Source organism: Limnoglobus sp. (genome assembly GCF_059499385.1).
Genome location: NZ_JCABYM010000001.1, coordinates 1 through 10,378, shown reverse-complemented (window position 1 = coordinate 10,378; position 10,378 = coordinate 1). Strand labels below are relative to the sequence as shown.

At 67.4% G+C, this 10,378-nt stretch carries 12 protein-coding genes; 9 read left to right on the top strand and 3 right to left on the bottom strand.

The window, feature by feature from the left end:
• On the top strand, positions 1–686 hold a 686-nt coding region (gene hpnC / locus AC5JJ2_RS00060), incomplete at its 5' end, for a squalene synthase HpnC (RefSeq protein ID WP_495855911.1).
• A 1-nt stretch (position 687) separates the two neighbouring features.
• Here hpnC and AC5JJ2_RS00055 read toward each other — a convergent pair.
• On the bottom strand, positions 688–1,479 hold the full coding sequence (locus AC5JJ2_RS00055) for a site-2 protease family protein (protein WP_495855910.1): 792 nt from the start codon (positions 1,477–1,479) through the stop codon (positions 688–690).
• A gap of 102 nt (positions 1,480–1,581) precedes the next feature.
• Here AC5JJ2_RS00055 and coaD point away from each other — a divergent pair, with 102 nt between their 5' ends.
• Positions 1,582–2,085: a pantetheine-phosphate adenylyltransferase gene (gene coaD, locus AC5JJ2_RS00050; RefSeq protein ID WP_495855909.1), complete on the top strand. Its 504-nt coding sequence runs from the start codon at positions 1,582–1,584 to the stop codon at positions 2,083–2,085.
• 69 nt (positions 2,086–2,154) lie between these two features.
• Here coaD and AC5JJ2_RS00045 read toward each other — a convergent pair whose 3' ends face one another.
• Positions 2,155–2,694: a peptide chain release factor family protein gene (locus AC5JJ2_RS00045; RefSeq protein WP_495855908.1), complete on the bottom strand. Its 540-nt coding sequence runs from the start codon at positions 2,692–2,694 to the stop codon at positions 2,155–2,157.
• A gap of 80 nt (positions 2,695–2,774) precedes the next feature.
• Between AC5JJ2_RS00045 and AC5JJ2_RS00040 the strand changes: the two genes are divergently transcribed.
• On the top strand, positions 2,775–3,689 hold the full coding sequence (locus tag AC5JJ2_RS00040; RefSeq protein WP_495855907.1) for an aspartate carbamoyltransferase catalytic subunit: 915 nt from the start codon (positions 2,775–2,777) through the stop codon (positions 3,687–3,689).
• Positions 3,690–3,735: 46 nt separating this feature from the next.
• Here AC5JJ2_RS00040 and AC5JJ2_RS00035 read toward each other — a convergent pair whose 3' ends face one another.
• Positions 3,736–4,791, bottom strand: coding sequence for a tetratricopeptide repeat protein (locus AC5JJ2_RS00035; protein ID WP_495855906.1), 1,056 nt, complete (start codon positions 4,789–4,791; stop codon positions 3,736–3,738).
• Between the two features lie 251 nt (positions 4,792–5,042).
• On the opposite strand from AC5JJ2_RS00035, the gene AC5JJ2_RS00030 reads away from it, so the two are divergent.
• The 6 genes from AC5JJ2_RS00030 to AC5JJ2_RS00005 form a co-directional block, all read left to right on the top strand.
• On the top strand, positions 5,043–6,155 hold the full coding sequence (locus AC5JJ2_RS00030; protein WP_495855905.1) for a thiamine pyrophosphate-dependent dehydrogenase E1 component subunit alpha: 1,113 nt from the start codon (positions 5,043–5,045) through the stop codon (positions 6,153–6,155).
• Between the two features lie 3 nt (positions 6,156–6,158).
• Entirely contained in the window at positions 6,159–6,524 is a 366-nt protein-coding gene (locus tag AC5JJ2_RS00025; RefSeq protein ID WP_495855904.1) for a four helix bundle protein, read from the top strand.
• Positions 6,525–6,565: 41 nt separating this feature from the next.
• Positions 6,566–7,624, top strand: coding sequence for an alpha-ketoacid dehydrogenase subunit beta (locus tag AC5JJ2_RS00020; RefSeq protein ID WP_495855903.1), 1,059 nt, complete (start codon positions 6,566–6,568; stop codon positions 7,622–7,624).
• Positions 7,621–8,838, top strand: coding sequence for a dihydrolipoamide acetyltransferase family protein (locus tag AC5JJ2_RS00015; RefSeq protein ID WP_495855902.1), 1,218 nt, complete (start codon positions 7,621–7,623; stop codon positions 8,836–8,838). Before AC5JJ2_RS00020 ends, AC5JJ2_RS00015 begins: the two co-directional genes overlap by 4 nt.
• The gene (locus AC5JJ2_RS00010; RefSeq protein WP_495855901.1) at positions 8,835–9,149 is read left to right on the top strand and encodes a hypothetical protein; all 315 of its coding nucleotides are present in this window, start codon (positions 8,835–8,837) and stop codon (positions 9,147–9,149) included. Before AC5JJ2_RS00015 ends, AC5JJ2_RS00010 begins: the two co-directional genes overlap by 4 nt.
• Before the next feature lie 167 nt (positions 9,150–9,316).
• Positions 9,317–10,378, top strand: a 1,062-nt coding sequence (locus AC5JJ2_RS00005) for a tRNA modification GTPase (RefSeq protein WP_495855900.1), incomplete at its 3' end; no start/stop codon positions are given.

The following is a 10,378-nucleotide window of genomic DNA, read 5'->3' as shown; positions in this document are numbered from 1 at the left end:
GCTCGAACCCCCTCACCCTAACCCTCTCCCCCGCAAAGCCGGGGGAGAGGGGACCAGATTTCGGCCGCCCGCGGCATCCGGTCATGATCGCCCTCCGCGAAACCGTGCGCAAGTTCAACATCCCGCCGCGGCCGTTCCTCGACCTGCTCGTCGCGTTCGAGCAAGACCAGCGGCAGAAGTCCTACGCCACGTTCGCGGACCTCGTCGGCTACTGCCGCCACTCCGCGAACCCGGTCGGCCGCCTCGTGCTGTACCTGTTCGAGTGCCACGACGAGGAGCGTGGGGCGCTGTCCGACGAAGTTTGCACCGGGTTGCAGCTCGCGAACTTCTGGCAGGACGTGGCCCGCGACCTGGCCATCGGCCGCGTGTACCTTCCTGAAGAGGACCGCCGCCGGTTCGGGTACGCGGACGCCGACCTGCACGCCCGCCGGTTCACGCCGGCGTTCGCGGAGCTGATGCGGTTCGAGGTGGACCGCACCCGCGGCTACTTCGCGCGCGGGAAGCAATTGTTGCCGCTGATCCCGAAGCGGGTGCGGATCGACGTGGACCTGTTCATCCGCGGCGGCGAGGCGACGCTGGCTGCGATCGAGCGGATCGGCTTCGACGTGTGGTCCCGCCGGCCGACGGTATCGAAGCGGGAGAAGTTGTTGCTGCTCGGCCGCGCGGTCGCGGCCGGGCTGGCGTGACTCACCGCCGCTCCCACGGGAGGCGGTCGTCGTCCTCGACGTACAGCCGCGGGCGGTTGAACTGCTGCATGAGCAAGTAGCTCTGGTACGCCATCAAGAACACGAACAGCGTCATCATCGGGCCGGGGATCGCCCACGCCAGCCACCACGGCCACTGCTCGAAGATCGTCCGCTTCAGGTCGGCCGGCCCGAAGTTCACGATCACGCCGACGACGCCGAGGAAGACCGCCGTGTAGAGCGACACCTTCATCGTCACGTAGTCCGGCTGCCGGGCGTTGCGGACGACCAGCACCTCGCGGAAAATCTTGCTCCCGTCCAGCGGCCAGATCGGCAGCAGGTTCAACAGGTTCCAGAACAGGTTGATCGCGGTCAGCATCAGGTAGAGGGCCACGAGGTACTTGTGATTCCCGACCTCGCCCCACCCGAACGCCTTGTTCGACCCCCAGACCAAGCCGAGCAGCCCGAACCCGGCGAGCGGCCCGGCGGCCGCGATCATCATCCGCCGCCACGGCGACGTGGCGACGTAACTCGGGATCGCGACGCCGCCGAACGCGAACAACTCGATCCGCGCCGGCGACCCGTAGTACCGCATCGCGACCGTGTGCCCGAGTTCGTGCCACAGGATCGACACGAACCCGCACGCGATCCAGATGAGGCCGAGGTCGAACCCGGCGTCGAAGTACGGCGCGCCGACGATCGCCATGCTCAGCCAGAAGAACGGGTTCACCTTGACCGGGAACGGCCCGAGGCGGAACCGCACGTCGAACGGCGTGGACTGGTTGTCGAAGAACATCCGGCGGCGGCTCCCGAATTTTGCGGCGGCCGGCCGGAATCCCCGTTGGCGGCGTCGGCCGATGCCACAATCATAGCGGAAGTCGTTCCCGGAGGGCCGCTCATGCCGACGCCGTTGAACCCCCGCGTGGCCGTGTACACCGGCACGTTCGACCCCGTCCACCTCGGCCACTACGACGCCATCGTCCGCGGCAGCAAGCTGTTCGACACGCTCATCGTCGGCGTCGGCAACAACCCGGACAAGACCACCCTGTTCACCCTCGACGAGCGGGTCGAGTTGCTGCACGACGTGTGCGCCGACCTGCCGAACGTGCAGATTCACAAGATGGAAGGCTTGGCCGTGCGGTTCGTGCGGTCCGTCGGCGCGCGCATCATGCTCCGCGGCCTGCGGACGCTCTCGGACATGGAGTACGAGTTCACGATGTCGCTCATGAACCTGAACCTCGACCCGGAACTGGAGACGGTGTTCCTGATGTCGAAGGAGGAGTTCTCGCACGTCAGCAGTTCGCTGCTGCGGCAGATCGCGGTCCTCGGCGGCGACCTGTCGAAGTTCCTCCACCCGCGGGTGCGGGACGCGCTGATGCACAAGGTTCGCGAAAAGAAGTGATTGGTGATTGGTGATTGGTGATTGGTGATTCGCAACTGGAGAAGGAAGCCAATCACCAATCACCAATCACTAATCACGGTTTCGCAAAGGCTTCTGCCCGAACGCCGACCGCAGGCGGTTCGCCTCCTGCCAGAGCTTCGGGTCGGCTTGGAGGAAGTCGATCAGGTTCGCCGTGGACACGCCGAGGAGTTCCGCGGCCGTGCTCACTTGGGCCGCGACCGCGTTCATCACGTCGAGGGCCAGCCCCGCCGCCGGCCAGAACCGCGCGTCCTTCGCACCGAGGTGAACGCGGCCGTCGGTCAGAACCGCCTGCCACTCGGGAATCGCTTGCAGCGCCTCGGCCTCGCGCGGCACGTCGTCCCGCAGCTCCAGGAAGAGGGCGCGGTACAGCCGCTTCAGGGCTTTTGCCTTGTTCTCGTGCTGCGACCGGCTCTCCTCCGCGATCACGATCAGGCCCGTCGGGACGTGCCGCAGCCGCACGGCGGACGAGGTCTTGTTCCGCTTCTGCCCGCCGGGGCCACTCGCCCGGTACGTATCCACCTCGCACTGGGCGAGCCGTTGCTCGTCCGTCAGGGTCGTCCAGGTAGAACGGGGTGGTCGCGGGGTCATGGGAACTCGGGGTGAGCGGCGGTCGCGGGTCGCGGCCTCCCGCGGGGCGACCTCATATATTCTGCACAAACGGGGTCGCCATGAAACACCTGCTCGGACTCGAAAAGCTCTCCGCCGCCGACATCACGAAGTTGCTCGACCGCGCCGAGTCCTACCTCGGCGTCGGCGTCGGCAGCACGCCGAAGCGGGACGACCTCAAGGGCAAGCTCGTCGTCACGCTCTTCTTCGAGCCGTCCACGCGGACGAAGATCAGCTTCCAGCTCGCCGCCCGGCGGCTCGGCGGCGACGTGCAGGACTTCTCCCCCGGCGGGTCGAGTACGTCGAAGGGCGAGACGTTCATCGACACCGTCCGCAACATCGAGGCGATGGGCATCGACGCCGTCGTCGTCCGGCACACGTCGTCCGGCGCGCCGGAGATGCTCACCCGCCACCTGTTGCCGCACGTCAGCGTCGTGAACGCCGGGGACGGCAGCCACGAGCACCCGACGCAGGGGCTGCTCGACATCCTCACCGTCCGCCAGCGGAAGGGGAAGGTCGCCGGGCTGACGGTCGCGCTCGTCGGCGACATCCTGCACAGCCGGGTCGCCCGCAGCAACATCCACGGGCTGAAGAAGCTGGGGGCGCACGTCATCGTGTGCGGCCCGCCGACGCTCGTGCCGCCGGAGGTGAAGCAGTTTGACGTGGAGATTGCCGACGATTTGGACGACATCCTGCCGCGGTGCGACGTGGTGAACCTGTTGCGGGTGCAGTTCGAGCGGCAGCGGAGCGCGTTCTTCCCGTCCGTCGGCGAGTACGCGCACGTCTTCGGCATGACGAGGGACCGCATGAAGGCGGCGAAGCCGGACGTGCTGATCCTCGCGCCGGGGCCGATCAACCGCGGGGTGGAGATCACGCCGGACGTGGCCGACGGCCCGAACTCGGCGATCCTGCAACAGGTCGAGAACGGCCTCGCCGTGCGGATGGCGGTGCTCGGCAGTGTGATTAGTGATTGGTGATTGGTGATTGGTCAAATCACCAATCACTAATCACTAATGACGGTTTTCACTTCTTCTTCGTCTCGTCCGGCAGGCGGTACGGCTTCTTCTGCTTGTACAGCTCCAGCCGCTCCTTCAGCTCGTCCCCCTCCCGGCGGACCAGGGCCTCGTCGTTCACCACGTCCGTCTGGTACTTCACCGCCTTCTCGAAGTCGCCGGCCTCGGCGTAGGCCGCCGCGAGCGTGTCGATGTGCCCGGCGTTCTTCCACTGCGTCAGCTCGCACGCCTTCGTCGCCTGCTCGACGGCCGCCTTGCCGTCCCGGTACTTCGCGTCCGGGCAGGTGGCCTTCAGCCACGCGATGTTGTTGATCGCGACCGCGTTGTTCGGGTCGGTCTTCAGGATCTCTTCGTAGTCTTCCAGCGACTTGTCGTGCTTCCCGGCCCGCGAGTACATGATGCCGCGGGAAAGGAGGAGGCCCGTCCGGTTTTGCGAGTTCTCCAGCGCCTTCGTGAGGTCGGCGAGGGCCTCGTCGAACTTCTTCAGCCCGGCCTTCGCCTCGGCCGTCCGCTGCAGCGACCACTCCTTGTAGTTCGCGTTCAGCTCGCCGAGCTTCTCGTAGTCCTCGATGGCCTGCTCGAACCGCTTCGCGGTCATGCGGAACGCCGCCCGCTTGACGCGGAAGTCGAGGTTGTTCGGGTCGGAGGCCAGCAGCAGCGCGTAGTCGGCCTCGGCGGCGTCGAGCTTCCCCTCGGCCGCGTTCGCCTCCGCCCGGCCGGTGAGGTGGTACGCGTCCTTCGCGTTCTGGCTGAGCGCCGCCGTGTGGTAGTCGATGGCCTCCGCCCCCCGCAGCACGTCGTCGCGGTTGAAGTACGCGGTGAGCTTGCCGGTCCCGTACAGCACCTCGACGCGGTCCTCGGTCACCTTCGTGACGACGTAGGAGTACGTCCCTTGCGGGATCGCGACCTTTCGCTCCGTGCCGTTCGCGAGGACGGTCGTGAGCCGGACGTTCGGCCCCTTGAGGAACGCCGGCTTGCCGACCCAGCTGCCCTTCGTCCCCTTCGGGACCGGGGCGGCGGAAACGAGGGCCGGGACGAGGGCGACAACCACGAGCAGGAAACGCATGGCGGGGACTCCTTCGGCGAGAGGCTCCGTTATCTTAACCGACCGGGCCGCGAAATGCTCCCCCTTGTGGAACCCGGAGCGGGAGCGATGGGGTGTGTTGCCGAGCCGGACACCCCGTCGCTCCCGCTCCGGGTTCCACGACTGCCCTTCCGCCGAATCGCGAATCCGGTTTACCATCCCATCCGGGGCGGGATATAATTCGTACATCCCGTCAAGTTCAGCACCCGCTCGTTCTCGCGTCGAGGTGTGCGATGTCGGAGCCGCTAGACGAATCACACGTTCAGCCGCGACGGTCCGCCAAGGCCGTCGCTTCCCTCGCCGTCCGCTCGGGCCGCGAAACGCTCTCGGTCGAACTCGCGCTCACCCTGTTCCGCCACATGGTCCGCACCCGCGCGCTCGAGGAGCGGGCGATCAAGATGTCGAAGTCCGGGGAGGCGTACTTCTGGATCGGCGGCCCCGGCGAGGAGGCGTTCAACGTCGGCCTCGGCATGCAGGTCCACAAGGGGGCCGGCCCGGCGTTCGACTACCTGCACTTGCACTACCGCGGCAGCGGGATGCTGCTCGCGATGGGCATGCCGATGGTCGATCACGTCCGCCAACTGGCGATGACCGCGACCGACCCGTTCAGCCGCGGCCGGAATTTCGTCGGCCACTACGCCATCCCGGCGTGGAACGTCGTGCCGGTGACGAGCGTGATCGAGGTCCAGTACGTCATGGCCCCCGGCACGGCGCTGATGCAGAGGCGGCACGGCGGCGACGGCCTCACCATCGTCACCGGCGGCGACGCGGGGTCGGCGGAGGGGGACTTCGAGAGCTGCCTGGTGTGGGCGAACCGGCCGGGCAACGAGCTTCCCGTGCTGATGGTGGTGACGAACAACCAGTACGGCATCAGCACCCCGGCGAAGGGGCAGCACGGCGAGCGGCGGATCGCGGACCGGGCGTCGCCCTACGACATGCGGGCCGAAACCGTGGACGGGAACGACCCGATCGCGAGCTGGCACGCCATCGCCCGCGCGATGAAGTACGTCCGCACGGAGCGGAAACCGTTTCTGCTGGAGGCGATGGTCAGCCGGCTGCACGGGCACTCGTCGTCGAGCGGGGCGCAGCGGAGTTGGGCCGAGGCGGATTGCGTGGCGCTGTTCGAGCAGAAGCTGATCGACGCAGACGCGATCGACGCCGAGCAGGTGCGGGCGATGAAGGCCGAGGCGAAGGAGGAAGCGGACGCGGCCGTCGTGCAGGCGACGAGCGAGGCGAAGCCGACGCGGGATGACGTGGAACGATTTACGTACTCGCGAAGTAAGTTCGATGCCGTCTATCCGCTCGACTACACCGGACTTCCCGGAACAGTGCAAAATGTGAAATGAAAAATGCGAAATGAAAAGCCGGACATCGTGCCGCGGACGTTCCAGTTCGCCCTCCGGGTCGTGCAACTCTGCACGCAACTGATCGAAGCGTCCGGAGTGCAGCGGACCTTCGGCTACCAACTCCTTCGTTCCGGCACGGCCATCGGGTCCATCGTCGAGGAGGCCCAGGCCGCTCATGATCGTTCCGACTTCGCCCACCGCATGACCCATGCGTTGAAGGAAGCCCGGCAGACGAACTACTGGTTGCGGCTGCTGCTGGAATGCGAAGTGTTGCCGAAGCCGGTGGTTCAACCGCTGTTGGACGAATCGACGGAGATCATGAAAATCCTCGGCGCGATCACAGCGACCACGTACCGTTCGATGTCTTGAATTTTTTCATTTTTCATTTCAAACTTTGCACTGGTCCGACCATGGCAACCCTGGTCCAAGCCGTCCGTCTCGCCCTCCACTACGGTGAAACCCACCTGGGGGTGACGGACATCTTCGGCGAGGACGTCGGCCCCCCGCTCGGCGGCGTGTTCACCGCCACGCAAGGTCTAAAAACGGCCTGGAACTCGCCGCTCGACGAGCGGGGTATCGTCGGCACGGCGATGGGCATCGCCTACGCCGGCGGCCGCCCGGTGTGCGAAATCCAGTTCTGCGACTATGCGTTCAACGTCATCGACCTGTTGAAGATCGCCGGCAACCAGCGGTGGGCGTCGGCCGGCAACTTCGAGATGCCGATCGTGCTGATGACGCCGTCCGGGTCCGGCATCCGCGGCAGCCTGTACCACTCGCACAGCTTCGAGAGCTGGGCGTCGCGGCTGGCGGGTTGGAAGATCGTCATGCCGTCGAACGCGCTCGACGCCTACGGCCTTATGCTCTCCGCGATTGCGGACCCGAACCCGGTCATGGTGCTGCTGCCGAAGGCGCTGCTGCGGCTGAAGGGCGACAAGCTCATCCCCGGCGAGCCGGACGACCCGGAAGAATTGTCGCGGCTCATCGACGCGCCGGTTGGCGACCGCACCCGTTGGCAACCACAATGGCCGGACGTGAAGGAATACTTTGTCCCGCTCGGGACCGGCAGCCTCGTCCGCGAGGGCACGGCCGCCACCGTCGTCAGCTACGGCCGCACGCTGCCGCTGTGCGCCCAGGCCGCGGACGAACTCAACCGCGACTTCGGGTTCACGTTCGACGTGATCGACTTGCGGAGCATCTTCCCGTATGACTGGCCGATGGTCTCCCGCAGCGTCACGAAGACCGGCCGGGTGCTGATCGTTAACGAGGACACCGAGGTGACGAACTTCGGCGAGCACCTCCTCCGGCGGGTCGTGGACGAGCACTTCTACGACCTGCTGGCGAAGCCGCGTCTCTTGATGGGGAAGCACGTGCCGGGGATCGGGCTGAACCAGGTGTACGAGCAGAACACGGTCCCGCAACTGCCCGGCATCCGCGACGCATTGCGGGAGCTGGCGGAGGAACGCGTATGACCGACTTCCCGCTGCCGCCGATGGGCGAAGGGCTGTACGAGGTCGAACTCGTGCGGTGGATGGTCCGCCCCGGCGACGCCGTCCGCCGCGGCCAGTCGCTCATGGAAGTCCTCTCCGACAAGGCGACGATGGAAGTCCCGTCGCCGTTCGCCGGCACGATCGCCGAGACCGTCGCGCCGGCCGGGAGCAAGGTCAAGGTCGGCGAGGTCGTGCTGAAGTACGACGGCGGCGATGTCGCCGCCCCGGCCGAGCCGGTCGCCGCGGCCGAGGTCCGCATCGCGCCGGTGCAGTCGCAGCCTTCGACGCAAACCGTCGGCACGCCGGTCGCCGCGCCGTCGGTCCGCCACCTGGCGCGGAAGTTCAACATCGACCTCGCCCGCGTCCGCGGCAGCGGCCCCGGCGGCCGCATCCTGCTCGACGACCTCGCCCCGCTGCTGAAGCCGCCGAAGACCGGGGCGAACGGGACGCCGAAGACGACGGAACACTTTCAGTTCGACTTCGGCCGGGCCGGGACGCGGCAGCAGCTCGCCGGGATGCGGAAGAAGATCGCCGAGAAGATGCTCGCGTCCAAGCGGCACATCCCGCACTACAGCTACATCGACGAGTGCGACTTCACCGAGGTCGTCCGCCTCCGCCAACAGCTCAGCGAGCACCTGTACAAGGCGAACGTGAAGCTCACGTACCTGTCGTTCATCGTGAAGGCCGTGACGCGGGCGCTGAAGGAAGTGCCGGTGGTGAACGCCACCTTCGACGAGGACAAGCACGAGGTGACGCTGCACGACCGCTACCACGTCGGCATCGCCGTCGCCGCCCCGCACGGGCTGCTCGTCCCGGTCATCAAGGACGCCGACCGCCGCGACCTGGCGAACATCGCCCGCGAAATCGAGCGGCTCAGCGACGACGCGCGGGCCGGCCGGTCGAAGATCGACGACTTGCGGGGCGGGACGTTCACGATCACGTCGATCGGCAGCATCGGCGGGCTGATCTCGACGCCGATCATCAACCACCCGGAGGTCGGCATCCTCGGCGTCGGCAAGGTGGTGAAGCGACCAGTCTACGACGAGCACGGCGACCTGCGGCCGACGGACGTGGGCTACCTGTCGTTCTCGTTCGACCACCGGATCGTGGACGGCGCGATCGGCGCGGTCTTCGGCAACGCCGTGAAGCGCCACCTGGAACGGCCGGCCGTGCTGCTGCTGGAGGCCGGCCGATGACCCCGGACGTGGCGGCCCGCTGGCGGCGACGCTTCCTGCGGTGGGGCGTCTACCTCGGGTTGCTGCTGACGCTCTACGGCGGCACGTACTACTGGTTGTCGCGGCGGGGAATCGCCGAAATTCAGGCTCTCGGCGGTGGATACTTTTTTTACTGTCCGCTGTCGGACCTGGAGCGGAACAACCGGCTTCCGATTCAGCATGGGCTGGCGAGGCTAGTGTTCGACCCGATCAACCAGATCGACCGGGCGTGGTTCGCCGGCTCGGTCGCGACGCCGTGTGCGAACGTCACCTGGGGCCTCAGTAAGGAATAGCGGGAGAACGGCGACCCTGAGTAGGTCGGCCCTGCCGGGCCGACCGCGTTCCTCCCGCGAACGGCTCCCCGAAATGGGGGAATGCTCTCCGAGCCGGAAAGGTGGTCGGTCCCGGTAGGGCCGACCTACGGTAAGCACTCGGGTCGGTCGGTTGCTACCATGCCCGTATGCTCCCGCACCCCGAGGACACGATCGTCGCCGTCTCGTCGGCCCCCGGCCTCGGCGCGCGGGCCATCGTCCGCGTCAGCGGGCCGAACGCCGTCGGCGTCGTGAACGCCCTCTTCACTTCCACGGTCCAACGCCAGCTCACCGATTCCACCCGGCACGTCACGCCGGGGCAGCTGCGGCTCACCGGCGTCCACTCGCCGCTACCGGCCGACGGCTACTTCTTCCGCGCACCGAAGTCCTATACCGGGCAAGACCTGATCGAGCTGCACACGATCTCCTCCCCGCCGCTCGTCGAGCGGCTCGTCGCCGACCTGCTCGCCGCCGGCGCGCGGCCGGCCCAGCCCGGCGAGTTCACCCTCCGTGCCTTCCTCAGTGGGAAGAAAGACCTCACCCGCGCCGAAGCCGTCCTCGCGGTGATCGAGGCCGGCTCCGACGACGAGTTGAAGCAGGCCCTCGCGCAGCTGTCCGGCGGCCTCGCGCGGCCGATGGACGCCCTCCGCGACGACCTGCTCAGCCTGCTCGCGGACGTGGAAGCCGGCCTCGACTTCGTGGACGAGGACATCGAGTTCGTCGGCAAGCCTGAACAGCTCACCCGCATCGCCGCCGGGCTGGCCCAACTCACGAACCTGCGGCGGCAACTCGACGCCCGCACGGTCAGCGGCCGGGCCGTCCGCGTCGCGCTCGTCGGCGCGCCGAACGCCGGGAAGAGCAGCCTGTTCAACGCCCTTTCCCGCGACGGCGTTGCGCTCGTCAGCCCCGTCGCCGGGACGACGCGCGATTACTTGACGAAGCAAATCGACCTCGCCGGCGTGCCGGTCGAGCTGATCGACACGGCCGGCTGGCAGGACTCGACCGACGCGATCGAGGAACAAGCCCAGCGGCTCGGCCGCGAGCAATCGCGGCAGGCGGACGTGGTGCTGTGGTGCGTCCCGGCCGACGAGCCGCTGCCGCCGCGGCCGGCTTTCGCCGGGCCGGTGGTCGTCGTGCGGACGAAGGCGGATTTATCCCCTCCCCCCTTGGGGGGGAGGGTTAGGGAGGGGGGTGAGCTTCCCGCCGCGGAC

Excerpts from the sequence above, each read along its gene's own strand:
- AC5JJ2_RS00055 (WP_495855910.1), bottom strand. The coding sequence starts at position 1,479 with ATGTTCTTCGACAACCAGTCCACGCCGTTCGACGTGCGGTTCCGCCTC.
- coaD (WP_495855909.1), top strand. The coding sequence starts at position 1,582 with ATGCCGACGCCGTTGAACCCCCGCGTGGCCGTGTACACCGGCACGTTC.
- AC5JJ2_RS00045 (WP_495855908.1), bottom strand. The coding sequence starts at position 2,694 with ATGACCCCGCGACCACCCCGTTCTACCTGGACGACCCTGACGGACGAG.
- AC5JJ2_RS00040 (WP_495855907.1), top strand. The coding sequence starts at position 2,775 with ATGAAACACCTGCTCGGACTCGAAAAGCTCTCCGCCGCCGACATCACG.
- AC5JJ2_RS00035 (WP_495855906.1), bottom strand. The coding sequence starts at position 4,791 with ATGCGTTTCCTGCTCGTGGTTGTCGCCCTCGTCCCGGCCCTCGTTTCC.
- AC5JJ2_RS00030 (WP_495855905.1), top strand. The coding sequence starts at position 5,043 with ATGTCGGAGCCGCTAGACGAATCACACGTTCAGCCGCGACGGTCCGCC.
- AC5JJ2_RS00025 (WP_495855904.1), top strand. The coding sequence starts at position 6,159 with ATGCGAAATGAAAAGCCGGACATCGTGCCGCGGACGTTCCAGTTCGCC.
- AC5JJ2_RS00020 (WP_495855903.1), top strand. The coding sequence starts at position 6,566 with ATGGCAACCCTGGTCCAAGCCGTCCGTCTCGCCCTCCACTACGGTGAA.
- AC5JJ2_RS00015 (WP_495855902.1), top strand. The coding sequence starts at position 7,621 with ATGACCGACTTCCCGCTGCCGCCGATGGGCGAAGGGCTGTACGAGGTC.
- AC5JJ2_RS00010 (WP_495855901.1), top strand. The coding sequence starts at position 8,835 with ATGACCCCGGACGTGGCGGCCCGCTGGCGGCGACGCTTCCTGCGGTGG.